The organism is Flavobacterium sp. Leaf82 (genome assembly GCF_001422725.1).
In the GTDB taxonomy this organism is placed as follows: domain Bacteria; phylum Bacteroidota; class Bacteroidia; order Flavobacteriales; family Flavobacteriaceae; genus Flavobacterium.
Genome location: NZ_LMMA01000001.1, coordinates 139,399 through 163,088, shown reverse-complemented (window position 1 = coordinate 163,088; position 23,690 = coordinate 139,399). Strand labels below are relative to the sequence as shown.

The 23,690-nt window shown below is 32.4% G+C and carries 24 protein-coding genes and 3 tRNA genes; 13 read left to right on the top strand and 14 right to left on the bottom strand.

The window, feature by feature from the left end; all coding sequences use genetic code 11:
• Positions 1–219: 219 nt before the first annotated feature.
• From ASF10_RS00740 to ASF10_RS00720, 7 genes are all read right to left on the bottom strand, one after another.
• A complete protein-coding gene (locus tag ASF10_RS00740; protein WP_056244026.1) occupies positions 220–1,260 on the bottom strand; it encodes a Gfo/Idh/MocA family oxidoreductase in 1,041 nt (346 codons plus the stop codon).
• Positions 1,261–1,410: 150 nt separating this feature from the next.
• Positions 1,411–2,481 carry an NADH:flavin oxidoreductase/NADH oxidase gene (locus tag ASF10_RS00735; RefSeq protein ID WP_056244022.1) on the bottom strand — a complete coding sequence of 357 codons (1,071 nt, stop codon included), beginning with the start codon at positions 2,479–2,481 and terminating at the stop codon, positions 1,411–1,413.
• Between the two features lie 115 nt (positions 2,482–2,596).
• On the bottom strand, positions 2,597–4,747 hold the full coding sequence (locus ASF10_RS00730) for a peptidase domain-containing ABC transporter (protein WP_056244019.1): 2,151 nt from the start codon (positions 4,745–4,747) through the stop codon (positions 2,597–2,599).
• Positions 4,748–4,751: 4 nt separating this feature from the next.
• Entirely contained in the window at positions 4,752–5,225 is a 474-nt protein-coding gene (locus ASF10_RS24455) for an HlyD family efflux transporter periplasmic adaptor subunit (RefSeq protein WP_241774895.1), read from the bottom strand.
• A gap of 155 nt (positions 5,226–5,380) precedes the next feature.
• Positions 5,381–5,893 (bottom strand): biotin/lipoyl-binding protein, encoded by a 513-nt coding sequence (locus tag ASF10_RS24450; protein ID WP_241774881.1) that lies wholly within the window; start codon positions 5,891–5,893, stop codon positions 5,381–5,383.
• A 631-nt stretch (positions 5,894–6,524) separates the two neighbouring features.
• On the bottom strand, positions 6,525–6,671 hold the full coding sequence (locus ASF10_RS24200) for a hypothetical protein (protein WP_157849046.1): 147 nt from the start codon (positions 6,669–6,671) through the stop codon (positions 6,525–6,527).
• Positions 6,672–6,734: 63 nt separating this feature from the next.
• Positions 6,735–7,055: a hypothetical protein gene (locus ASF10_RS00720; protein WP_056244017.1), complete on the bottom strand. Its 321-nt coding sequence runs from the start codon at positions 7,053–7,055 to the stop codon at positions 6,735–6,737.
• 343 nt (positions 7,056–7,398) lie between these two features.
• Between ASF10_RS00720 and rseP the strand changes: the two genes are divergently transcribed.
• The 4 genes from rseP (at position 7,399) to ASF10_RS00700 (ending at position 9,344) form a co-directional block, all read left to right on the top strand.
• Complete coding sequence (gene rseP, locus ASF10_RS00715) at positions 7,399–8,742, top strand: RIP metalloprotease RseP (RefSeq protein ID WP_056244014.1); 1,344 nt, start codon at positions 7,399–7,401, stop codon at positions 8,740–8,742.
• A gap of 83 nt (positions 8,743–8,825) precedes the next feature.
• A tRNA-Asn gene (locus ASF10_RS00710) sits at positions 8,826–8,899 on the top strand.
• A 38-nt stretch (positions 8,900–8,937) separates the two neighbouring features.
• Positions 8,938–9,011, top strand: a tRNA-Asn gene (locus ASF10_RS00705).
• A 27-nt stretch (positions 9,012–9,038) separates the two neighbouring features.
• Positions 9,039–9,344: a GIY-YIG nuclease family protein gene (locus ASF10_RS00700; RefSeq protein WP_082472361.1), complete on the top strand. Its 306-nt coding sequence runs from the start codon at positions 9,039–9,041 to the stop codon at positions 9,342–9,344.
• Between the two features lie 433 nt (positions 9,345–9,777).
• Here the strand turns inward: ASF10_RS00700 and ASF10_RS00695 are convergent.
• Positions 9,778–9,857: transfer RNA gene (locus ASF10_RS00695), tRNA-Leu, on the bottom strand.
• Positions 9,858–10,087: 230 nt separating this feature from the next.
• Here ASF10_RS00695 and ASF10_RS00690 point away from each other — a divergent pair.
• The 4 genes from ASF10_RS00690 to ASF10_RS00675 all read left to right on the top strand — a co-directional run bounded on the left by ASF10_RS00690 (position 10,088) and on the right by ASF10_RS00675 (position 13,563).
• Positions 10,088–11,029: a ribose-phosphate pyrophosphokinase gene (locus ASF10_RS00690; RefSeq protein ID WP_056244011.1), complete on the top strand. Its 942-nt coding sequence runs from the start codon at positions 10,088–10,090 to the stop codon at positions 11,027–11,029.
• A 113-nt stretch (positions 11,030–11,142) separates the two neighbouring features.
• Positions 11,143–11,754 (top strand): 50S ribosomal protein L25/general stress protein Ctc, encoded by a 612-nt coding sequence (locus ASF10_RS00685; protein ID WP_055097594.1) that lies wholly within the window; start codon positions 11,143–11,145, stop codon positions 11,752–11,754.
• A 435-nt stretch (positions 11,755–12,189) separates the two neighbouring features.
• Positions 12,190–12,816 (top strand): aminoacyl-tRNA hydrolase, encoded by a 627-nt coding sequence (pth, locus tag ASF10_RS00680; RefSeq protein ID WP_056244008.1) that lies wholly within the window; start codon positions 12,190–12,192, stop codon positions 12,814–12,816.
• 138 nt (positions 12,817–12,954) lie between these two features.
• Entirely contained in the window at positions 12,955–13,563 is a 609-nt protein-coding gene (locus ASF10_RS00675) for a superoxide dismutase (RefSeq protein ID WP_056244003.1), read from the top strand.
• Between the two features lie 763 nt (positions 13,564–14,326).
• Here the strand turns inward: ASF10_RS00675 and ASF10_RS00670 are convergent.
• Together ASF10_RS00670 and ASF10_RS00665 are read right to left on the bottom strand one after the other, a co-directional pair.
• Positions 14,327–16,225, bottom strand: coding sequence for an amidophosphoribosyltransferase (locus tag ASF10_RS00670; RefSeq protein WP_056243998.1), 1,899 nt, complete (start codon positions 16,223–16,225; stop codon positions 14,327–14,329).
• A gap of 82 nt (positions 16,226–16,307) precedes the next feature.
• Positions 16,308–17,231: a PfkB family carbohydrate kinase gene (locus ASF10_RS00665; protein WP_056243995.1), complete on the bottom strand. Its 924-nt coding sequence runs from the start codon at positions 17,229–17,231 to the stop codon at positions 16,308–16,310.
• A 245-nt stretch (positions 17,232–17,476) separates the two neighbouring features.
• On the opposite strand from ASF10_RS00665, the gene ASF10_RS00660 reads away from it, so the two are divergent.
• Entirely contained in the window at positions 17,477–18,025 is a 549-nt protein-coding gene (locus ASF10_RS00660; RefSeq protein ID WP_056243990.1) for a hypothetical protein, read from the top strand.
• Between the two features lie 2 nt (positions 18,026–18,027).
• Here ASF10_RS00660 and ASF10_RS00655 read toward each other — a convergent pair whose 3' ends face one another.
• Both ASF10_RS00655 and ASF10_RS00650 read right to left on the bottom strand, forming a co-directional pair.
• A complete protein-coding gene (locus ASF10_RS00655) occupies positions 18,028–18,423 on the bottom strand; it encodes a hypothetical protein (RefSeq protein WP_056243987.1) in 396 nt (131 codons plus the stop codon).
• Positions 18,410–18,994 carry an RNA polymerase sigma factor gene (locus ASF10_RS00650; RefSeq protein WP_056243984.1) on the bottom strand — a complete coding sequence of 195 codons (585 nt, stop codon included), beginning with the start codon at positions 18,992–18,994 and terminating at the stop codon, positions 18,410–18,412. The genes ASF10_RS00655 and ASF10_RS00650 overlap by 14 nt, the downstream gene beginning before the upstream one ends.
• Before the next feature lie 482 nt (positions 18,995–19,476).
• Here ASF10_RS00650 and ASF10_RS00645 point away from each other — a divergent pair, with 482 nt between their 5' ends.
• Positions 19,477–19,824, top strand: a complete 348-nt coding sequence (locus ASF10_RS00645) for a DUF6249 domain-containing protein (protein WP_056243981.1) — start codon at positions 19,477–19,479, stop codon at positions 19,822–19,824.
• Positions 19,825–19,879: 55 nt separating this feature from the next.
• Here ASF10_RS00645 and rnhA read toward each other — a convergent pair whose 3' ends face one another.
• Entirely contained in the window at positions 19,880–20,356 is a 477-nt protein-coding gene (gene rnhA / locus ASF10_RS00640; protein WP_056243976.1) for a ribonuclease HI, read from the bottom strand.
• A 144-nt stretch (positions 20,357–20,500) separates the two neighbouring features.
• Positions 20,501–21,064: a phosphoribosylglycinamide formyltransferase gene (gene purN, locus ASF10_RS00635; protein ID WP_056243972.1), complete on the bottom strand. Its 564-nt coding sequence runs from the start codon at positions 21,062–21,064 to the stop codon at positions 20,501–20,503.
• 175 nt (positions 21,065–21,239) lie between these two features.
• On the opposite strand from purN, the gene ASF10_RS00630 reads away from it, so the two are divergent.
• The 3 genes from ASF10_RS00630 (at position 21,240) to rnc (ending at position 23,660) form a co-directional block, all read left to right on the top strand.
• Positions 21,240–21,476 carry an acyl carrier protein gene (locus ASF10_RS00630; RefSeq protein WP_007137004.1) on the top strand — a complete coding sequence of 79 codons (237 nt, stop codon included), beginning with the start codon at positions 21,240–21,242 and terminating at the stop codon, positions 21,474–21,476.
• A gap of 180 nt (positions 21,477–21,656) precedes the next feature.
• Positions 21,657–22,910 carry a beta-ketoacyl-ACP synthase II gene (fabF, locus tag ASF10_RS00625; RefSeq protein ID WP_056243971.1) on the top strand — a complete coding sequence of 418 codons (1,254 nt, stop codon included), beginning with the start codon at positions 21,657–21,659 and terminating at the stop codon, positions 22,908–22,910.
• Between the two features lie 9 nt (positions 22,911–22,919).
• A complete protein-coding gene (gene rnc, locus ASF10_RS00620) occupies positions 22,920–23,660 on the top strand; it encodes a ribonuclease III (RefSeq protein ID WP_056243966.1) in 741 nt (246 codons plus the stop codon).
• Positions 23,661–23,690 lie beyond the last annotated feature (30 nt).

The following is a 23,690-nucleotide window of genomic DNA, read 5'->3' as shown; positions in this document are numbered from 1 at the left end:
ACTAAAAACCTACCTTATAGTCTCTCTTACCCTACTAGTTCGTCAATTTATAACGTTGTATGTTTATAAATTCTTTTTAAAGGTGCTAGTTTTTGAGGTTCAAAGAGACGAAGATTATTTTTAAGGGACTAAGGTTCTGAGATGCTAAGTTGCTAAGGTTTTTTTATCTGTCCGCATAAAAAAAGACGCACTGCTGTGCGTCTCTACGAACAATTTTATCTACAAATTAATTACCTTTTGCTGTGTATGACTTGCAATTGCAGCTTCTATAATCTGCATTACTTTTACACCGTCTTGTGCTGTAACAGGTTCTTTTTTATTATTTGCAATCGATTCATAAACACCATCAAAAAACGAAAAATAATTTCCTTGAAGTGTTGGGATTTTTTCTCTGATTTCTTTTCCGTCAATTTCAGTATGTAAAAGTCCTTTTAAGGTTTCAGATTCTGTTCCCCAAGATTCTAAATTTGGTTTTTTACCTAGTTTCAATTCATCTTCCTGAACATCTCCACGGGGTTTTAAGAAAGATCCTTTTTTACCGTGAATCGTATAAGCCGGATTTGCTTCTCTGACAAAAAAACCAGCCTTTAACCTAACTCTGAAATCATCATAAATCAGCAATAAATCGATCCAGTCATCGACTAACGAATTTTCTCTGGTGTAACGGATATCTCCAAAAACTGACTTTGGTGAACCAAATAAACAAACTGCCTGATCGATTAAATGCGGACCTAAATCTTTCAGGATTCCTGCTCCATCATTTACTGTTTCTTTATGTGCTTTTGGACTCAATAAAGGATTGTATCTGTCAAAATGAAATTCAGCTTCGACCAGATCGCCCAATGTTCCTTCGCTAATTATTTTTTGAACGGTTTTAAAATCACTGTCCCATCTTCTGTTCTGGAAAACGGCTAATTTTAATCCTTTTTCTTTCGCAATTGTAGCTAATTCTTCGGCTTCGGCAACGGTTGTTGTAAATGCTTTTTCTACAACGGCGTGTTTACCAGCCAATAAAACTTTTTTAGCATATTCAAAATGTGTCCCAACCGGAGTATTTACGATTACCAAATCAACATCATCTGCTAATAATTCTTCGATTGAAGGATAACTTTTTACGGCTGGATAATCTACCTGAATTAATTTTTTGCTTCTTTCCCAAGATCCTAATAATTCAAATCCCGGATGAATGTCTAAAAACGGAGCGTGAAAAACTTTTCCTGACATTCCGTATGACAATAGTGCTGTTTTTATTTTTTGCATTTTGTTTTATTTTGTTTTGCCACAGATTAAAACTATTAAAAAGATTTTTTTTGCCACGAATTTCACGAATTTTCACAAATTTTAATTCAATTTTAACCCAATATAATTCGTGAAAATTCGTGAAATTCGTGGTAACCTTTTTTATTCTATTTAAATCTTAGCGCGTTCGTATTGTTTTGGCCATTGAATATCATCGTTTAATTCTTTGGCAAAGTCTAAAGGTAAATTTGGATTTCTAAGCGATTCTCTCGCGAATAAAATTAAATCTGCCTGATTGTTTTCTAAAATTTCCTCGGCTTGTTTTGCTTCGGTAATTAAACCAACTGCTCCTGTTAAGATATTTGCTTCTTTTTTAATTTGTTCTGCAAAAGAAACCTGATAACCCGGACCAACAGGAATTTTTTGGTGTGAAACCAATCCGCCTGAAGAAACATCGATTAAATCGACTCCTTTTTCTTTTAATATTGCTGAAAGTTTTACAGATTCTTCCGGATTCCAACCACCTTCTGCCCAGTCTGTAGCAGAAATCCTGACAACTAAAGGCAAATTTGACGGCCATTCTGATTTTACAGCATCTACAATTTCTAACGTAAAACGGATTCTGTTTTCGAAACTTCCTCCATATTTATCCGTTCTGATGTTGGTTAATGGAGATAAAAACTGGTGTAATAAATAACCGTGTGCTCCGTGAATTTCCATCACCTGATAACCTGCTTCAACAGCTCTTTTTGTTGCAGCCTTAAAATCTGAAATTACTTTTTGAATTCCGTTTTCGTCTAATGTTTCCGGAAGAAATGGTTCGTCTTCATGATACGGAATCGAACTTGCAGAAACGGTTTGCCATCCGCCTTGTCCGAAATCTAATTTTTTATTGCCTTCCCACGGAATTGAAACACTTGCTTTACGTCCTGCGTGTGCCAATTGAATTCCGGGAACTGAATTTTGAGAAACAATAAATTCGTTGATTTCTTTTAGTTTCTGAATATGTTCGTCTTTCCAGATTCCCAAATCAGACGGTGAAATTCTGGCTTCCGGAGATACTGCCGTAGCTTCCTGAATAATTAAACCTGCTCCGCCACTAGCGCGACTTCCCAAGTGTACCAAATGCCAATTGTTTGCAAATCCGTCAATTGCTGAATATTGACACATAGGCGAAATAACGATTCTGTTTTTTAAAGTGATTTTTTTTATAGTAAGAGGAGAAAATAATAATGACGCCATAATTGTAACTTTTAATGATTTTGTACTACCTATTGAGTACGATAGTGTTTAAAAAAGTAAAGTTAAAGCTTCTATACAAAAGTAGAAATCTAAATGTTTATTAATTAACAAACATTTAAAGCAAGTTTTGTTTGATCCACAAATTATAGTACTCCCCTTTTTCTTCCAGTAAGCTATGATGGCCCCCAGATTCAGCAATTTCTCCACTTTTCATCACTAAAATTTTATCAGCATTTGCAATTGTACTTAATCGATGTGCAATAATTATTATTGTTTTTCCTTGAGCTTTAAAATTATCTATTACATCTTTTACTACTTTTTCCGAATTAGTGTCTAATGATGCTGTTGCCTCATCCATTAATAAAATCTCCGGATTTTTATATAATGCTCTAGCTATTGCAATTCTCTGTTTTTGTCCTCCAGAAAGCATTGCTCCATTTTCGCCAATTTGTGTTTCAAAACCATTTGGCAATTTTTCTACAAATTCTGTTATTCCTAATTGTTTTGAAAGATCCAAAATTCTATGAATATCAGGAAATGAATCTCCTAAAGCAATATTCTCTATTATATTACCAGAGAATAAATTAAGTTGTTGCGGAATCACTCCAATAATCTTCCTTAGGCTTTGGTAATGAATAAATTGAGCATCAAATTCACCTATATAAATTTTTCCTTCTTTTATTGGGTATAAATTTTGAAGAAGTGAAATTAATGTGGTTTTTCCGCTACCACTTTCACCTACTATTGCAGTTGTCTGATTTTTTTTGAATGTGGCATTGAATTTTTTAAAGACTTCTAATCTTGATCCATAACGAAAAGAAACATTTTCGAATTTTATATCTCCTACATTTTCACTTTTTAATTCAACTTTATTCTCCGTTTCCTCTCTTTCCAAATCCATTATTTCAAAAAGCCTATCAGCAGCAATTAATGCATTTTGAGCCGTTTTATTCATTCCGATTAAAGAAGCAACGGGCGATGTAAAATAACCAATTAAAGCATAAAAAGAAAATAATTCTCCGGGAGTGATAGATCTGTCAATCACATAACCGGAACCAATCCACATTAAAATAACTGTAAATCCAGAGGCTATAAATTGTGTTGATGTACCAGCGAAAATCCCATTTAAGCCTGATTTATAAGTTGTAAATAAAAGCTCTACAAATTTATTTTCTATTTTTAAATTTGAAAACTCTTCAATTCCAAATTCTTTTACTGTTCTAACATGTGTAATACTTTCAACTAAGTGAGTTTGTAATTCAGCGGTTTTCTCCATAATATTTCGTTCAACTTTTTTGTTGAATTTATTTAAAACAAAATATATCAAGGCATAAAACGGAATCGCCAGTAAAATAACCAAAGCCAGTTTCCAATAATAAGTAAACATTAAAACAAATGAAAAGAATACTACAAAAATGTTGACGATCATTTCTATGGCGACTTCGTTTATAAATGATCGGATTTTTACTGCATCGCTTATTCTCGAAGTTATTTCGCCAATTTGCATGGTATCGAAAAAGCGTTGTGGCAAATGCAAGAGATGTTCATAATATCCGAGAATTAATTTGGCATCAATTAATTGGCCCGTTTTCATTACGAATATACTTTTTTTAGAGCCAATATAAGACTGAAGTAAAACAATGAATATCATGGATATACTCAATAAATTAAGTAAATTTCTATTACCATCTACCAAAACATAATCAGTTATTTTTTGAATATAAATAGACATTGATAATCCCAAAATAGTAAAAACTATTGCACCAATCAATGCTTGAATTAAAATAACTTTGTGAGGTTGAACTAAATTCCAAAATCTCTTAATTGACGAAGTTTTTTGATTTGATATTTTAAAATAATCATTGGGTGCAAAAATAACTAACACACCTGACCATATTTTTTGAAACTCTTCAATAGTATAAGCTTCCATTTTGCCAGAACCCGGATCCATAACCGTGATTTTGCTTTTAGCAACTCTATAAATTACGACATAATGATGTAATTGTTGTTTTGTAATAATATGTGCAATTGCGGGTAAAGGAATTTTTTTTAAAGAATCTAAACCTCCTTTTACGCCTTTTGCCGTAAAGCCCATTTTCTCTGCTCCCTCAATAATACCAAGCACATTTGTTCCTCGTTTATCTGTATTGGCATACTGGCGAATTCTGGCTATAGGTAAATTAACTTTGAAATGGTTTCCAATAGATGCTAAACAAGCAGCGCCACAATCTTGAATATCATGTTGTTTTATTTTTATTGAAGCCATTTATTTAATAGTTATTTGATAATTGTTTTGGGTTTAACCAATCATCCATTTTGTCAAATAATAAATCGAATAAACTTCTGCGGATTATTATATATCTTGTAGTTAAGGTCATGCCCTTAGAAACATTTGATTGATAACCAGATTTTAATTTTAGCGTTGTAGAATTAAAAGCACAACGGACTTTAAAAAAAGCGTGTTCGCCCTGTATTGTAATATTTCTATCGATGTCAATTACTTTTCCTTCCAGTAAACCCCATTGATTGTAATTAAAAGCATCTAATTGAAATTTTACTTTTTGGTTTTTCTTAATTAAACCAATATCAGCCGGAGAAACATTATTTTCTACAATAAGATGATCAGCCGCAGAAATCGTAGCAATAGATTGTGAGGCATTAATAAAAGAACCTTTTTGAATACCTGAAAAATTTTCTATAGTTCCCGAAATAGGAGCCAAAACAATATAATTGCTTGATTCTATATTTATTTTAGAAACTGCTCCATTCAGATTTTTTAAACGTTCTTCTAAATCTATTTTCTGATTTTCCCAAGCCGATTTTTGTTGACTTACATAGCTTTCTAATAATTGCTTGGCGAGAAGTAAGTCATATTCATATTTTTCAAATTCTGCTTTTGCTAAAATATCTTTATCATATAATATCTTGTTTCGGTCATATATAATTTGTGCATGAGAAATTTTACCTTGATGTTCCTTTTTTCAGACTGAAATTTAAACATGTCTTCTCTAGCAATAGATGTGGATAAGTATGAAGTTTTATTTTGTAATAAATTATTAACATCATTAAGTAATGCTAAAACGGAACTGGATAATGAATCTTGTAAGTCTTTATCATTTTCCAGATTTTCTTTTGACATTATTATTAATGTATCTCCCTTTGTAACCGCAACATTATTTTTTATAGAAACCGTTATAACTTTACCACTTACAATTGCCGAAACAGGGACATTATCAGTTTTGCTTCGAATAATACCTCGACTCTGACTGCTAATGTCTACTTTTATTATTGGTAGAAAAATCAAGAAAATTATGATTGTTAAAACAACAACAAAATATATCGACAAACTCTTTATCTTGTTTTTTGAGATAAGATTTTCAAGAGTGTTTAATGGATCTGAACTGAAATTCATAATTTATTTAATTTGAGATCCTTAAATATAAACAGTGCAATAATTGTTATAATAATGCTTTTAACTGAAATTCATCATTATAACTTTTGACTTCATTTTTCAGTAACGACTAATAACACAAAAACCAGCACCAAACACCTAAAAATGAATGTATTATAATTTCAACATATCGTCATATCATTATAAAAATGGAGAAAATATGATATCGCGAAAAATAAAATATTTTTATAGAATACGGCAATCATTTAATCTTAATAAAATTCGATAATGCAAACAAAGATTTTGTAGAAACAATTCACGCCTTTAATTTGCTAAAAATTTACCAAAAACAACCCCTTTCTCAAACGCATAAATACTGAGAAATATGAAAAGTACTATAGCATAAAGCAAGTAATAAATATTTTTTTTAATTTGCATAAAATAATTTTAATTGTTAATTAATACTCATATTTAAGATTGAATTTTACTTAGGAGATGTGATTCGTTATCAATGAGACATATCTTCTTCGTTAATTATTTCTATAAAGCAGATTTTGAATAATTATCAAAATCTGCTTTAACTTAAATTATTCTTTTGAATTTAGTTTTTATTAAAATTAAACCCAAAAACAATATTTGACTTAAAAAGCATCTAACACCATAATAATTCTTGTTGACCGCCATAACTAAAGCCACAATCCATCCACCAACCGATACCTGGCCATGTTCCTCCCTCAATTTCGAATGTTTCCTGAATATTCAACTCAACCAACTCTTGATTTTCTAATACTAATTCCATAATTTTAAAATTTAAAGGTTTAATTAATCATTATAACAAATCATTTTCTCGAGAAATTATTTGTTATGGCAAACTTATCAGAGTTCCGTCTAATAAAATTGGACGGAGATTTGAACCACCAAATATTTCTTTAGATTCATCATCTTTAATGATCTTAAGAGAATAGTTTAATATTAGCTCAAATGGAGTTTCATAATAAAAACTTTCTCTTTTTTTACAATACTTTACTGGAGCATCTAGCTCTTTAATAAGTTCCAGTTCATTATACATCTGACTCCTACTTAAACATAACTTTTTTGCAAAAACAACCGGAGTACCTGTTTTTTCAGAACTAATTAACCTGTGAATTTTTTTAATTCTTTCAATTTGTTTAATAAAATTCATAATTTAAAATATAAAAGTTATACAAATAAGAAATACTTTAAGAATTGCTAAATATTTTTACTAACTTCTTAACAATAATCCCGTTTTTTAATTAAGTATGAAATTAAAATGATTACTGCTTATTATTACCTTCTATAAGTTTTAAAAGTATTAGAATAGGACAATTGTAACATTGGTAACAAATAAGTTACTAATATATCAACGGAGAAAAAAACCTAACTTAATTTATAGAAAAGTAAGGCCAATTATTAACAAGAATTTAAAACCTTAAGTATTATCTTGCGGTCTAAATTAAAATAGAAACGTTACTTTTGTACGTTAAATTAAGAACTAAAAATACAAAATGGATATAGTTATCAAACTCTCTCAATTTCTATTGAGTTTATCTTTACTTATTATTCTTCACGAATTAGGACATTTTATTCCTGCAAAATTATTTAAAACAAGAGTCGAAAAATTCTACTTATTTTTTGATGTTAAATATTCTTTATTAAAAAAGAAAATTGGCGAAACTGAATACGGAATTGGTTGGTTACCGCTTGGAGGTTATGTAAAAATCTCCGGAATGATCGATGAAAGCATGGACAAAGAACAAATGGCTTTGCCTCCGCAACCGTGGGAATTTCGTTCTAAGCCAGCTTGGCAACGTTTGATTATTATGTTAGGTGGAGTTACTGTGAACTTCATTCTGGCTTTTATTATATATATAGGAATGGCGTTTGCTTATGGCGATACGTATGTGGCTAATGCTGATTTGAAAGACGGAGTTTTAGTCGAAAATCCGGCAATGATAAAAGCAGGTTTCAAAACCGGTGATAAATTCCTGGCTGTTGACGGACAAAAAATCGAAAACTTCGATAATGATATCAACATGAAAATCATCATGGCGAAAGAAGTTTTGATCGAAAGAAACGGACAACAACAAACCATAAAAATGCCTACTGATTTTGTAGATCAGTTGTCAAAACAAAAAAAAGCACCTCTTGTTGACATGAGGATTCCTTTTGCTGTGGCTAGTGTTACTCCGGAATCAGGCAATACAGCTTTAAAACCAAAAGATTTAATTATTAGTATTAACGGACAAGATGCAAGATATTTTGATCAGGCTAAAACAATTTTAGAAAACAATAAAGGAAAAACAATTCCAGCTGTCGTTTTACGTGATTTAAAACAAGTACCTATTACAGTTAAAGTTTCTACTGCCGGAAAATTAGGTGTTGTTACTGGCGCTTTAAATATAGAATCTTTAGAAAAACTAGGTTACTATAAAGTAAGTACTAAAAACTATAGCTTCTTTGAATCAATTCCTGTGGGACTAACAAAAGGTAAAGATCAATTAGTAGGTTACGGAAAACAGCTTAAAATGATTTTTAACCCAGAAACAAAAGCATACAAACAAGTAGGTGGTTTTGCAGCGATTTTTAACATTTTTCCAAGTTCTTGGAGCTGGGAAGTATTCTGGTCGATTACTGCTTTACTATCAATTATGCTTGGAGTTATGAATTTATTGCCAATTCCGGCTCTTGATGGTGGTCATGTGATGTTTTTATTATACGAAATAATTAGTGGCAGAAAACCTAGCGATAAATTCCTTGAAAACGCCCAAATGGTTGGTTTCGTTTTACTTATAGGACTCCTTTTATTCGCTAACGGAAACGATATTTATAAGGCAATTGTTGGCAAGTAAAAATATTTTATAAAAAGTGCTAAAATATTTTTGAGAAACTAAAAAATCATCTATATTTGCACTCGCTAAAAAGAACAACAACTTCCTCCTTAGCTCAGTTGGTTAGAGCATCTGACTGTTAATCAGAGGGTCCTTGGTTCGAGCCCAAGAGGGGGAGCAACTTTTTTTAGCAAACATATTTACCTTTAAGGTGATTCCTTCTTAGCTCAGTTGGTTAGAGCATCTGACTGTTAATCAGAGGGTCCTTGGTTCGAGCCCAAGAGAGGGAGCTTATTAAATACCACTTACAAACGTAAGTGGTATTTTTTTTTGCTAAAAACCCAAGCTCAATTCACATTCTTCAATCCAACAAACTCAATCGGTTTTATACTGGATTCACATCTGATTTCAACACCAGATTGGAATTCCACCAAAATGCCGAATCTCATAAATTCACAGCAAATGCCACCGATTGGAAAATATTCCTCAAAATAGAATGCGAAAACAAAAATCAAGGTCTGCTAATTGAAAAACATATTAAAAAAATGAAAAGCAAAACTTATATCGAAAACCTTATTCAGTATCCGGATATTATTTTAAAATTTAAAGAAAAATACAATTAAAAACTGCCAATCATAGCCCCGATAGCTATCGGGGTTGGTTCGAGCCCAAGAGAGGAAGCTTATTAAATACCACTTACAAACGTAAGTGGTATTTTTTTTTTGCTAAAAACTTAAGCTCAATTCACATTGTTCACATTCTTCACTCCAACAAACTCAATCGATTTTATACTAGACTCACATCTGATTTCAACACCAGATTGGAATTCCACCAAAATGCCGAATCTCATAAATTATAATGGATTTACAGCAGACTTCGACACTAGGTTGGAATTCATAAAAAACACAAGAGACACAAGAGCTACTGCAAGAATTACTAACTAGAGAAAAAAGATTCGAGAATCTCAGCAAAAAATAAATTAGGCGCAAAATCCAGATATAAAATGGAGAAATATACAAAACCAAAAAAGCCTCTTCAATTACGAAGAGGCTTTTGTACCCGGAGCCGGAGTCGAACCGGCACGGTTTCCCACAGGTGTTTGAGACCAGCGCGTCTACCAATTCCGCCATCCGGGCTTAGCAGACGAAAAAACAATTAAATAAATCAATTATTTTAACGCAATAGAATAAGTAATTATGATGTCATAACTGTGCTTATTCCTTTAACACGGTGCAAATGTAAAAAATAAAATTAAATGTTCTACTAAAAATACTTAAATTTTTCCTTTCAGTGTCCAATAAATTTTCTAAATTTGCACCTCGTTAAAACGAAGCACACACAACTAACTACAAAACAACAAATTATAATGTCGCACCTAGAACCAGAAGCTAAAATTTTTGCTTGTTCAAAAAGTGTTTATCTTGCAGAAAAAATTTCCGAACAATACGGAATTCCGCTTGGTAAAGTAACGATGTCAACGTATAGTGATGGAGAATTTCAACCATCTTACGAAGAGTCAATCAGAGGATTACGCGTTTTTATCGTGTGTTCAACTTTTCCAACTGCTGATAATTTGATGGAATTGTTACTCATGATTGATGCAGCAAAACGTGCATCAGCAAGACACATTACAGCTGTTATGCCTTATTTTGGTTGGGCAAGACAGGATAGAAAAGACAAACCAAGAGTTCCGATTGGAGCAAAATTAGTAGCTAATTTATTAGATGCTGCCGGAGCGACAAGAGTAATGACAATGGATTTGCATGCAGATCAAATTCAGGGGTTTTTCGAAAAACCGGTAGATCATTTATTTGCATCTACAATCTTTTTACCATACGTAGAAAGTTTAAAGTTAGACAATCTAACCATTGCATCTCCGGATATGGGAGGTTCAAAAAGAGCATATGCTTACTCTAAGTTCTTAGAATCAGATGTAGTAATCTGTTACAAACAAAGAAAAGCAGCCAACGTTATCGACACTATGGAACTAATTGGTGAAGTAAAAGGCCGCAACGTAATATTAGTAGACGACATGATTGATACTGGTGGTACATTAGCGAAAGCCGCAGATTTAATGATCGAAAAAGGAGCATTAAGCGTAAGAGCAATTTGTACACACGCCATTTTATCAGGTGACGCATACGAAAAAATCGAAAACTCAAAATTAAGCGAGTTAATAGTTACCGATTCAATCCCGTTAAAGAAAGAATCAAAAAAAATAAGAGTAGTGAGTTGTGCACCTCTTTTTGCTGAAGTAATGCACATGGTGCACCACAACAATTCCATTAGTGGAAAATTTATAATGTAAAAGCTATACGCTTTAGGCTTTAAGCCATAAGCATAAACTTTACAAAGCCCAAGCCGCATCGCCTAAAGCTTAAAGCAAATTAGAATATTTATTAATAACTATATTTTTTTACAATGAAATCGATTACAATTAAAGGATCAGAAAGAGAAAGCGTGGGCAAAGTGTCAACTAAAGCCTTACGTAATGCTGGAGCGGTTCCTTGCGTGTTATACGGAGGAAATCAAGCAGTACACTTCTCAGCAGACGCTGCAGCGTTCAAAAACTTGGTTTACACTCCAAACGCACACACAGTTGTGATTGAGCTTGGAAAAGGAAAATCATTTAATGCAATTTTACAAGATATCCAGGTTCACCCGGTATCTGACAAAATCTTACACATTGACTTCTTTCAATTATTTGATGACAAAGAAATCACTATGGAAGTTCCTGTAAAAGTTGTAGGTACATCAAAAGGTGTTCTTGCAGGTGGTGTTTTACGTTTAAACACTCGTAAATTAAAAGTTAAAGCTTTACCTAAAGATCTTCCTGATTTTGTTGAGGCTGACATTACTCCACTTGAAATGGGTAACAAATTATACGTTACTAAAGTTGGAAAACCAGAATACAAAGTTATGCACCCAGAGAACACAGTTGTTGCTCAGGTAAGAATTTCTCGTGCTGCTATGAAAGCTGCTCAAGAAGCTGCAAAAGCTGCAAAAGCTCCTGCAAAAGGAAAGAAAAAATAATTTTTTTCAAATCAATACAAAAAGCATCAATCGAAAGGTTGGTGCTTTTTTTTTGTTTTAAAGATTCTGAATCGTAAGATTGGAATTTGGAATTTTAAAAATTTGGAATTTAATTTTCGAGAGCAGAAATATTCGGTTTTCTCAAGACCTGACGTTCCTGCCATCCGCTATATCTTTTCTTGGCTAAAGAAGCCAGAAAAAGGATGCCGCTTCTGTCAGGGCTAGCCAGAGGTTTATTTTTTATAAGTTGCTGAGATGTTGAGGAAAAAAGTCTTCAACTTCATTTAGTTTGATAAAAACGAGAAAAATAATCCGTGTAAATCCATTTAAATCCGCATCATCCGCGTGCCATTATTTGCGGTTAAATCTCAATCCAATATCAAATTATCTAATTAACAAATTGGCACATTCTCTAATTAACCTTATTTTTGTATCATGATAAAATGGATAACAAAACTGTTTTCATCAACACAAAAAGAAGAGAACACAGACAATATGAAAAAATATTTAATCGTAGGACTTGGTAATATTGGTGCCGAATACGTTAATACACGACATAATATAGGATTTAAAGTCCTGGATTTTTTAGCCAGAAAAGAAAGTCTTTCATTTGAAACCGTAAAACTAGGCGCTTTGGCCGAATACAAATTCAAAGGCAGAACCTTTTTCCTGCTTAAACCAAACACTTACATGAATTTAAGCGGCAAGGCTGTAAAGTACTGGATGGACAAAGAAAACATTCCCTTAGAAAATATTTTGGTTATTACAGACGATTTAAACCTGTCTTTCGGAACGATAAGAATCAAGCCAAAAGGCAGCGACGGAGGTCATAACGGTTTAAAAAACATCAACTTGGTTTTAAACACACAACAATACACCCGCTTTAGATTTGGGATCAGCGATCAATTCAAAAAAGGCCAACAAATAGATTACGTTTTAGGAGATTGGGATGAAGAAGAAAAGGCAAAATTGCCGGAACGTCTAGAAGTAGCTTCAGAAATTATCAAATCTTTTGGAACTGCCGGATTAGAAAATACCATGACCACTTTTAACGGAAAATAAAGATTTACAAGTATTTAACTCTTAAAAAATCATATTATCAGTTAATTAAATTGAATTATAACGAAATAGTATTTTCTATTCCAAAGTTAAATGTCTAAATTTGGGATAAATTATTATAAATCATAAAATCATAATATCATGGCTTTTGAATTACCACAATTACCTTATGCATATGATGCACTAGAACCACATATTGATGCCCGTACAATGGAAATTCACCATTCAAAACATCATAATGCGTATACAACAAATCTAAATGCTGCAATTGCAGGAACTGATTTAGAGGGAAAAACAATCGAAAATATTTTAATCAACTTAGATAAATCAAACGCTGCAGTTCGTAACAACGGTGGAGGTTTCTACAACCACAATTTATTCTGGACTGTAATGTCTCCTGACGGTGGCGGATTACCAACAGGTGATTTATTAGCTGCTATAGAAGATTCTTTTGGAACTTTCGAAGAATTTAAAGCAAAATTTGCTAAAGCCGGAGCTACACAATTTGGTTCAGGATGGGCTTGGTTAACTGTACACAAAGGTGGTAAACTAGAAGTTTCAGGAACTCCAAATCAAGACAATCCATTAATGCCAGAAGTTGGTAACGGTGGAACTCCAATCTTAGGAATGGATGTTTGGGAGCATGCTTACTACTTAAACTACCAAAACAGAAGACCAGATTATATTGAAGCTTTCTTTAGTGTAATTAACTGGACAGAAGTTGCAAGAAGATTTGCTTTAGATAAATAAGAAAATAGAGTAAAGAATAAAGAGAAAAGACGGATGACTTAATAGTTATCCGTCTTTTTTTGTGTTTATACTTTTGGTCTTTATTCTATAATCTATCTTCTATTCTCTAAAAAAAAGAAAATAAAAAAGGCGGAATCTCTTCCACCTTTTTTGCCCCAAATCTACCATAATCTTAACCTACTAATGTTATGGTTCAGTAAATATATAATAGCTAGTTATATGAAAAAAACTTTATAGATGAATGGCAAATATATCCGATGAAGTAAGAAAAAGATAGAGGAAAGAGAATAGAGGAAAGAGAATAGATTGAAGGAAGAATAAGGAGTTAAAGAAAGTGCTTTTAGTCTTTATTCTTTACTCTATAATCTTTTTTCTGTTTTTTCTATTTTCTTAAAAAGACAAAAATAAAAAAGGCGGAATCTCTTCCACCCTTTTTGCCCCAAATCTACCATAATCTTAACCTACTAATGTTATGGTTTTGTAAATGTATGATTGCTATATTTATAAAAAAAATTTAATAGACGAATGACAGATAAATCCGATTAAGTAACTGTAATCTATTACTTTATAAAATATTTAACTTTATTCCAATAAAAAAGGTGGAATTGCTTCCACCCTTTTTGCCCCAAATCTACCATAAACTTAACCTACTAATGTTATGGTATCTCAAAAGTATTGTAGCTTTTCATTTTTACCAAACATATAAGATGAACGGCAAAAAAAACCGATGAAATGCACAAATTAACCTTTTGTTAGTATTTTATTAATACGCTCTCGCGTCTTTTCCTTCATAAAAATTCATAAAAGCCCTGTTTACAACACGATTTCCTCCCGGTGTAGGATAGTCTCCGGTAAAGTACCAGTCTCCAAGATTTTTCGGACATGCAATATGCAAATCTTCTACTTTTTGGAAAATGATTTTTACTTCAGCATTAATTTCCGGAGAACTCAACATTTCAGCAATTTTATCTGAAACTTCTTCTGGAGTAAATTGATCGTAAATTGCAGTTACATAATTCACAACATCACTATCAAGATAGTTTTCCTGTGCTTTACATTTTGCATAAACTTCGTCTACTATATGATATAAGTTTCTTTCTTTCAATAAAGCTAATGCCGCTCTAAAAGCAACAAGACCTTCCAGTTTTGCCATGTCAATTCCGTAACAATCAGGATAACGAATTTGTGGTGCCGATGAAACGATAACAATACGTTTAGGATTTAAACGATCCATCATTTTTATGATACTCATTTTAAGTGTTGTACCACGAACAATACTATCGTCAATGATAACAAGGTTATCAGTTGGCTTAATTACTCCGTAAGTCACATCATAAACGTGAGCTACTAAATCATCACGACTACTATCCTCAGTAATAAAGGTTCTAAGTTTAGCATCTTTTATCGCAACTTTCTCTGTACGTATTTTTACCGCTAATAATTCTTGTAGCGTTTCGGCTGTCAGCGTATTTCTGTTGGCTAATATATAATTGTTTTTTCTCTGATTAAGAAAATCCTGAGCTGCTTCTACTAAACCATAAAATGAAGTTTCTGCAGTATTTGGTATATAAGAAAAAACAGTATTATCTGTATCGCTGTCAATTGATTCAAGAACTGCAGGTAAAATTAATTTTCCTAAGTTTTTACGTTCCTGATATATTTCAGCGTCACTTCCTCTCGAGAAATAGATTCTTTCGAACGAACATGCTTTTTTTACAGTTGGCTCCAGGATTTGCTCCATAGAAACTTTTCCGCTTTTTTTGATGATCAATGCATTTCCCGGCTCAATTTCCTGAACACTTTCAAAAGGTACATTAAATACGGTTTGAATAACAGGTCTTTCTGAAGCTACTACGACAACTTCGTCATCCTGATAAAAATATGCCGGACGAATTCCTGCCGGATCTCTAAATACAAAAGCATCACCATGACCTAACAATCCTGCCATTGCGTAACCACCGTCTAAGTTTTTAGCAGAACGCCCTAGTATTTTAGCGATATCCAATCGGTCTGCAATTACCGGAGAAGCTTCTCTTTTAGAATATCCTTCTTCTTTGCAATCCTGATATAATGCCATTACTTCTTTGTCAAGAAAATGACCAATTTTTTCCATAACGGTAACTGTATCCGCCATTTCTTTTGGATGTTGTCCCAGCTCTACTAAATTTTCAAAAAGCTCTTTAACATTTGTCATGTTAAAGTTTCCTGCCAAAATTAGATTACGGTGCATCCAGTTACTCTGACGTAAAAATGGATGTACACTTTCGATGCTATTTTTTCCAAAGGTCCCGTAACGAACGTGTCCTAAAAATAATTCTCCAACGTACGGAATTTCTGCTTTGATTTTATTTATGTCATCAGCAATTTCAGGTTTCGCAGTCAATTCTTCATTGATACGATCGTTGATTTGCTTAAATACATCTTGTATAGGCTGAGCATGGTTCGAACGAACTCTGCTAATGTAACGTTGCCCCGGTTCAACATCTAATTTAATGCTGGCAAAACCTGCACCATCCTGACCACGGTTGTGCTGCTTCTCCATCATTAGATACATTTTTTGTATCCCGTAAAAAGCTGTACCGTATTTTTCTTTGTAATATTCAAGCGGTTTAAGAAGTCTAACTAAGGCTATACCACATTCGTGTTTTAAAGCGTCGCTCATTGTTTTTGTATTTTGTGTTGTTGTTGTAAGTTGTGCGTAATAACGTAATAAAAAAGCCCCGTTTTATCGAGGCTTCAAGGCATTATATTTCTATGTCAAACTGAGTTAACGACTTAAATTGTTGTAATCGAATCGCTACTTCTGCTTTGCTTAATGTTTCCATCCTTTCGGTTCCAAATTTCTCTACACAAAATGAAGCTAAATTAGATCCGTAAATAATTGCATTTTTCATATTGCCAAACGAAATGTTTTCGCTTTGCGCAATAAATCCTGAAAAACCACCTGCAAAAGTGTCTCCTGCTCCCGTTGGATCAAAAACATCTTCTAATGGTAATGCCGGTGCAAAGAATACTTCTCTGTTATGGAATAAAAGCGCTCCGTGTTCTCCTTTTTTGATCACCACATATTTTGGTCCCAATTCCTGGATTTTGTTTGCTGCTTTTACTAATGAATATTCTCCTGAAAGTTGTCTTGCTTCTTCATCATTAATAGTAATAACGTCTACACGTTTAATTACTTCTAATAATTCTGGAAGAGCGCAATCCATCCAAAAGTTCATAGTATCTAAAACTACTAATTTTGGTTTTTTCTCCATTTGATCTAAAACACTGCTTTGTACTAACGGATGTAAGTTTCCTAACATCACAACATCAGCATCTTTATAGTTTTGAGGAACTTTTGGCTGAAAATCAGCTAAAACGTTTAACTCAGTTACCAATGTGTCTCTAGAGTTAAGATCGTTGTGGTATAAACCGCTCCAGAAAAAGGTTTTTCCGCCTTTTACAATTTCGATACCAGAGATATCAATATTTCTTGAAGTTAAAAGATCTAAATGTTCTTGAGGAAAATCGTCGCCAACTACAGAAACAATGGCCGATTGTAAGTTAAAAAATGACGCTGATAAACCAATATATGTTGCAGCTCCACCTAATATTTTATCTGTTTTTCCGAAAGGAGTTTCGATAGCATCGAAAGCAACCGTTCCAACAATCAATAATTTATTCATTTTATGAATTTCGAATTAGGGTGCAAAGATACTTCATAAGTTACAATATTGCAACGGTTTAGGTTCTCAAAATTTTCATAAAAAAACAATATCGTTTTCGGGGCTAAAACTATTGTAAATGAATGATTTGTATTTGATTGTTCAGAGTGCTTAAAATATGTTTTTTGGATTTAAATTGCAATAATTATTTTGAAAAAATGCTCTGATTTTTTTAGTTAGATTTGTTTAAATATCCTATTTCATTTATGAAGAAAATCCTAACCTTATTAATATTGCTTTGTTTTTTGATTTCGTGTGAAAAAAAAGAACCTAATTTCTCTGAAGAAATGATAGAGAAGTTGGCTTTTCATAAAGTTATAAACAAGTATTTATTTATAGATGTATACATTCGAACAAACGAGGATGAAATTTTTGTTACAAATGGGGAGCTTTTATACCAATCTTATAAAATGTACTATCAAAAGAAGTATAAAACATATAAAGAGTTTTTAGAGATTGTTCTGGATAAAGATTATGTTTTTGATGCGTCGAATGAAAAAATAATTATTTTGCAAAATTTCAAATTAAATCAAAAAACAGAAAAAGAATATGATAGTTTAGGGTTTGATAATTTTTTGAAAAAATACTCAAGGCCTTCCTTCAACGACAATGGAAACGAACTTAATAGCTTAATTATACAACCCGACGAATTTTCTACAATATCATATCTATTATATTTAAACAGATATGATATTCGCGTCGATGATATTCATCCAAGATATTCAATAATTAAAAGAGAAGATTCTTTTAAATAATTCTACAACTCATATTTCTTATCAAAATAATTCTTCAAAACGCCAATCTGAACTAAAACCATAAAAGGAATTACTAAAAGACCATAAAGCACATTCGTAGAAAAATGAATTTCTGAAAACACCGTAGAAATTTTATCTGAATAAGATTGAGTTAATTCAAAATTTGAAATATTGTTACCCGAGTCAACAGAATAAGCAATCAGCATAATTAAGACTATACTAATAAAAATCCATGCCGATTTAGAGATTAACGGTTTGTAAGCTTTTATTTTGCTTTTTTCTACTTCTAAGACCTGAGACATTATTTTTGAAGTAAAATCAAATGACGGCGATTCTAAAGTATTTTCGCGCATCATTTTCTCAATCAGATTTTCTATTTCTTTATCATTTTCTTTCATAACATTCTATTATTTCTGGTTCTAATTGCTTTTTCAAAATTACGGCTAATTTCTGTCGGCTTCTAAATAATTTTACTTTTACATTATTAGCATTAATGTTCATGATCTTTCCTATTTCTTCTAAATTCTGATCTTCAAAATAAAATAAAGTTAGCAGGAAATTTTCTTCACTTGGCAATAAATTCAAACAATTCTGAATGGTTTGCTTTCGTTCTTTATCTTCAAGAGCGCTCAAAGCATTATCCATTGTTTTGATTAAATGTGCCGAAAATTCATCTATTGATATGTTATTTTCCTCTTTTTTATTTTTCTTTAAACGATCCAGACAAGTATTATAAGCAATCTTATAGATCCATGTCGAGAATTTAGAATCTCCTTTAAACTTTGCCAGAGAACTATAAACCTTAATAAAAGTATCTTGCGCAACCTCTTCAGCTTCTTCTCTGTTTTTGATCATCTTTAGAGCCAATGTAAAAATCATATCCTTATAACGACCTACCAACACGGCAAAAGCATTGGTCTCGCCTTGTATAATTTTATCGATATAATGTTGATCATTTAAAGCACTCATAATATATAAGACGACAGTTCTTTTAATTAGGTTACAACTATTTTAAAATAAATTTCAATATTTTAAAAGTCCAATTTCAGAAGATGAAATTCTAATTTTGATAATAGTTGTTTCATATCTTTCTTCTTTAAATTTAAAATTGAACTGCCTTTTTTGTCATTTCGACGAAGGAGAAATCACACGTAAAACTCGACAACTATTAACGATGTACTTTGTGGAGCACCTAGTGTGATCTCTCCTTTCGTCGAGATGACATAAATGCTAATACTTACTTTAAAAATGCTAATACTAACTCTTTGTCTTTTATATTTTGACAAAGAAAGATTGCTGTTTGAAATAAATTTTAATTTCAAAATTAGTTGATATTCAGGAAGTTTTTACAATTTAGAATTTGATAATTGAAAATATTTTCAATTCCTTGTAACCTCAATTCAAAACATGTCGTCATATGGGTATCAATCAATTATAAAAACATAAAAATTATGGGACCAGAAATTTTAATACCAATTAGTCTTTTTTCAATGATCTTCGGGATTTTTTACCTTATTTATTCAACAAGAAACAGAGAACGTTTAGCTCTTATAGAAAAAGGAGTCGATGCAAGTATCTTTTTAAAAGGAAGAAGTAATGGAGTTGCATCCTGGAAGATTATTATTTTAAATACCGCTTTTCTTTTAATAGGGATTGGACTTGGTTTTTTTATTGCTTTATTTCTTACCACTTACACACAAATGAATTCAGATGTGGTTTATCCGGCAACAATCATTACAATGTCTGGAGTTGGTTTACTTGTAGGATTTAACAGAGCTAAAGATTTAGACAAAGAATAATCGTTTTAAGAAATAAAAAAATGCGTCAGGAGCAATTGTTTCTGACGCATTTTTTTTATGATTTTGATCCTATGGTTTCATAGTAGACATCTACAGAAAGATTTTTTTGCATGGATGCCATAACAGCCAATTCATCGCAACGCTCATTTTGGGGATGATTGTTATGCCCTTTAATCCATTTAAAATCGACTTGGTGTTTGCGATAAATAATTAGAAAGCGTTTCCATAAATCAGGATTTTTTTTACCGGTATAATTTTTTTTCTCCCAGCCAAAAACCCATTTTTTTACTACAGAATCAATTACGTATTTAGAATCTGAAACAACTAAAACTTTCATATTAGGATTTTTTAATTTTTCCAGACCCACAATTACAGCCAGAAGTTCCATTCTATTATTAGTTGTAAGTCGAAAACCTTCATAGAATTCTTTTTTATGAGGCGTTCCTACCAATTCCATCACTACACCATAACCTCCGTTTCCGGGATTTCCTTTTGCAGCACCATCAGTATATATATGTACTTCGTGATTCATTTTAGACTTCTTAGATTTTAAATTGTTAGACTTCTAGATTTTTGTTTTTTTTTGGATCTCTTAGATTTTTATATTCCAGATTTCTTAGATTTTTATTATTTGAAATTAAAATCTAAGAAGTCTTATGTCTAAGAAATCTAAAGTCTAATCCTCTAATAGTCTCGAAATAATTTCAGGAAAATACTTTTGTTCCAATTCATGAATCTTTTCGGCTACAGTTTCTGGCGTATCTTCTTCTGTTAGTGCTACATTTTTCTGAAAAATGATACCACCTTCATCATAATGCTCATTTACATAATGAATAGAAATTCCGGTTTCTTTCTCCTTATTATTAACTATAGCTCTGTGTATGTGCATTCCATACATTCCTTTGCCTCCGTAGTTAGGCAAAAGAGCAGGATGTATGTTAATTATTTTATTGGGATATCTCTCAATTATATGGTCTGGAAATTTCAATAAAAAACCAGCCAGAACTATCATATCCGGGTCGATTTCCTGTATCTTTTGTAAGAGGTTACTTTCTAATAATTCGTTTTTTGAGAAGATTTCAGTCGGAATTTGATGATTTTTTGCTCTTTCGATGACTTTAGCCGAAGCATTATTCGTAAAAACAGAAACAACTTTTGCAATTTTAGTTTTCGCAAAATATTTAATAATGTTTTCAGCATTAGTCCCTGATCCTGAGGCAAAAACAATAATTTTTTTCATAATTGAATGTAATTTGAGAATGCAAAAAACGGAATAAAAATCGAAAATAAATAGTATTAAAAAGGCTTTCTTGAAATTAATTTTATAAATTAGTGTTACATTTATAAACTAAATCGTGGTTTTAAAATAAAGTTTTTTATTTTTGCCAACAAATTAAATTCTAAAATTAAAGATTATGTCAGACATTGCATCAAGAGTAAAAGCGATTATCGTAGACAAATTAGGTGTTGACGAAAACGAAGTTGTAACAGAAGCAAGCTTCACTAATGATTTGGGAGCTGACTCATTAGACACTGTTGAGCTTATTATGGAATTCGAAAAAGAATTTGATATTCAAATTCCAGACGATCAAGCAGAAAACATTGCTACTGTTGGTCAAGCTATTTCTTATATCGAGGAAGCTAAAAAATAATAATACTGCACCCGATTTTTATATTCTATAAGTCGGGTGTTATTATTTTTTTAAAATTTAAATTTCGATTGGTTTTCAATCAAAAAGATATATTTATATTGTAATGCCCATGGCTCTTAAGTAAACAATACAGTTAAGAAAGCGTGGGTTTTATTTGTTTAAAGTACAAAACACATATTTATGACGTTAAAGCGAGTTGTTGTAACAGGATTAGGTGCTCTTACTCCAATAGGGAATAATATCCAGGATTACTGGGAGGCACTTGTGAATGGAGTTAGCGGAGCCGCTCCTATCACGTATTATGATACAGAGAAGCATAAAACGAAATTTGCCTGTGAAGTAAAAAACTTCAACATTGAAGATTACATGGATCGCAAGGAATCTCGAAGATTAGATAAATTCGCTCAATACGCTGTTGCTGCAAGTGACGAAGCTATTAAAGATGCCGGACTTACTGATGGTAATATCGACAAAACAAGAGTTGGTGTTATCTGGGGAGCAGGAATTGGAGGATTAGAAACTTTTCAGGAGGAAGTTATTTATTATGCTAAAGGAGACGGAACACCAAAATTCAATCCGTTTTTTATACCTAAAATGATTGCTGATATTGCCCCTGCACACATTTCGATGCGTAATGGCTATATGGGTCCTAATTATACTACTGTTTCTGCATGTGCATCTTCTGCAAATGCATTAATCGATGCTTTTAACTACATTCGTTTAGGAATGTGTGATGTTATTGTATCAGGTGGTTCAGAGGCTGCGATTACTATTGCAGGTATGGGAGGTTTTAATTCTATGCACGCTTTATCTACAAGAAACGAAAGTCCTGAAACAGCTTCAAGACCTTTTGATGCAACCAGAGATGGTTTTGTATTAGGTGAAGGAGCAGGAGCTTTAGTTCTTGAAGAATACGAACATGCTAAAGCCAGAGGAGCAAAAATTTATTGCGAAGTTGGCGGAGGCGGAATGTCATCTGATGCTTACCACTTAACAGCACCACATCCGGAAGGAATTGGCGTTATTGCGGTAATGAAAAATACATTAAGAGATGCCGGAATGACTCCTGAAGATGTTGATCATATCAATACTCACGGAACTTCTACTCCTCTAGGAGATGTTGCCGAATTGAAAGCAATTAGTGCTGTTTTTGGCGAACATGCAAAAACAATCAATATAAACTCTACGAAATCAATGACCGGACACTTACTTGGTGCTGCAGGAGCTATCGAAGCAATTGCTTCAATTTTAGCAATGCAACATGGTATTGTTCCTCCAACTATCAACCATACTGTGGTTGATGAAAACATTGATCCATCATTGAACCTTACCTTAAACAAACCTCAAAAAAGAGAAGTAAATGTTGCTATGAGTAACACTTTTGGTTTTGGTGGACACAATGCATGTGTATTGTTTAAAAAATTAGTTGACTAATTTCTGTATATGAATATTATCAAAAAAATATTTTCTAAATCCCGTTCTCTAGAAGACGGGATTTTTTTTGACACTATTCAGAAAATACTTGGCTTTCAGCCTGCCTCAATCGATTTTTATAAGAAAGCTTTTACGCACAGATCTTCGAATAAATTAGACGAATCAGGACATCCAATAAATTATGAAAGACTTGAATTTTTAGGAGATGCCATGTTAAGTGCTGTAATTGCAGCCCATTTATTTAACAAAGCACCAAATGGCGACGAAGGTTATTTGACGAAAATGCGATCAAAAATTGTGAGTCGCGAACATTTAAATGAATTAGGGAAAGATTTAAACCTGGTTCGTTTTGTAGAAAGCAAAGTGCCTATTCAGCACTTTGGAGAAAATATTCATGGTAATATTTTCGAATCACTTATAGGTGCTATTTATCTGGATAAAGGATATTCGTTCTGCGAAAAATTTATTCAAAAAAGAGTTGTTGCTCCTTATGTCGATATTGCACGACTTGAGGGTAAAGTAATTAGTTATAAAAGTTTGGTTATCGAATGGTGTCAGAAAGAAAAGAGAGTCTTTCATTACGACATTTTTGAAGATAACGGTATTGATGGTCAGCGCTTATTTGGCGTAAAATTAAGTATAGACGATAAAGTAATCGCAAGAGCGCGAGCAACTTCAAAAAAGAAGGCAGAAGAGAAAGCTTCACAAAGAGCTTATTTTGCATTTCAGGAAAAAATAGACAAGAAATAGCTACAAGTTTGCTGTAACTATCTTAAAGCT

Excerpts from the sequence above, each read along its gene's own strand:
- ASF10_RS00740 (WP_056244026.1), bottom strand. The coding sequence starts at position 1,260 with ATGCAAAAAATAAAAACAGCACTATTGTCATACGGAATGTCAGGAAAA.
- ASF10_RS00735 (WP_056244022.1), bottom strand. The coding sequence starts at position 2,481 with ATGGCGTCATTATTATTTTCTCCTCTTACTATAAAAAAAATCACTTTA.
- ASF10_RS00730 (WP_056244019.1), bottom strand. The coding sequence starts at position 4,747 with ATGGCTTCAATAAAAATAAAACAACATGATATTCAAGATTGTGGCGCT.
- ASF10_RS24450 (WP_241774881.1), bottom strand. The coding sequence starts at position 5,893 with ATGAATTTCAGTTCAGATCCATTAAACACTCTTGAAAATCTTATCTCA.
- ASF10_RS24200 (WP_157849046.1), bottom strand. The coding sequence starts at position 6,671 with ATGGAATTAGTATTAGAAAATCAAGAGTTGGTTGAGTTGAATATTCAG.
- ASF10_RS00720 (WP_056244017.1), bottom strand. The coding sequence starts at position 7,055 with ATGAATTTTATTAAACAAATTGAAAGAATTAAAAAAATTCACAGGTTA.
- rseP (WP_056244014.1), top strand. The coding sequence starts at position 7,399 with ATGGATATAGTTATCAAACTCTCTCAATTTCTATTGAGTTTATCTTTA.
- ASF10_RS00690 (WP_056244011.1), top strand. The coding sequence starts at position 10,088 with ATGTCGCACCTAGAACCAGAAGCTAAAATTTTTGCTTGTTCAAAAAGT.
- ASF10_RS00685 (WP_055097594.1), top strand. The coding sequence starts at position 11,143 with ATGAAATCGATTACAATTAAAGGATCAGAAAGAGAAAGCGTGGGCAAA.
- pth (WP_056244008.1), top strand. The coding sequence starts at position 12,190 with ATGATAAAATGGATAACAAAACTGTTTTCATCAACACAAAAAGAAGAG.
- ASF10_RS00675 (WP_056244003.1), top strand. The coding sequence starts at position 12,955 with ATGGCTTTTGAATTACCACAATTACCTTATGCATATGATGCACTAGAA.
- ASF10_RS00670 (WP_056243998.1), bottom strand. The coding sequence starts at position 16,225 with ATGAGCGACGCTTTAAAACACGAATGTGGTATAGCCTTAGTTAGACTT.
- ASF10_RS00665 (WP_056243995.1), bottom strand. The coding sequence starts at position 17,231 with ATGAATAAATTATTGATTGTTGGAACGGTTGCTTTCGATGCTATCGAA.
- ASF10_RS00660 (WP_056243990.1), top strand. The coding sequence starts at position 17,477 with ATGAAGAAAATCCTAACCTTATTAATATTGCTTTGTTTTTTGATTTCG.
- ASF10_RS00655 (WP_056243987.1), bottom strand. The coding sequence starts at position 18,423 with ATGAAAGAAAATGATAAAGAAATAGAAAATCTGATTGAGAAAATGATG.
- ASF10_RS00650 (WP_056243984.1), bottom strand. The coding sequence starts at position 18,994 with ATGAGTGCTTTAAATGATCAACATTATATCGATAAAATTATACAAGGC.
- ASF10_RS00645 (WP_056243981.1), top strand. The coding sequence starts at position 19,477 with ATGGGACCAGAAATTTTAATACCAATTAGTCTTTTTTCAATGATCTTC.
- rnhA (WP_056243976.1), bottom strand. The coding sequence starts at position 20,356 with ATGAATCACGAAGTACATATATATACTGATGGTGCTGCAAAAGGAAAT.
- purN (WP_056243972.1), bottom strand. The coding sequence starts at position 21,064 with ATGAAAAAAATTATTGTTTTTGCCTCAGGATCAGGGACTAATGCTGAA.
- ASF10_RS00630 (WP_007137004.1), top strand. The coding sequence starts at position 21,240 with ATGTCAGACATTGCATCAAGAGTAAAAGCGATTATCGTAGACAAATTA.
- fabF (WP_056243971.1), top strand. The coding sequence starts at position 21,657 with ATGACGTTAAAGCGAGTTGTTGTAACAGGATTAGGTGCTCTTACTCCA.
- rnc (WP_056243966.1), top strand. The coding sequence starts at position 22,920 with ATGAATATTATCAAAAAAATATTTTCTAAATCCCGTTCTCTAGAAGAC.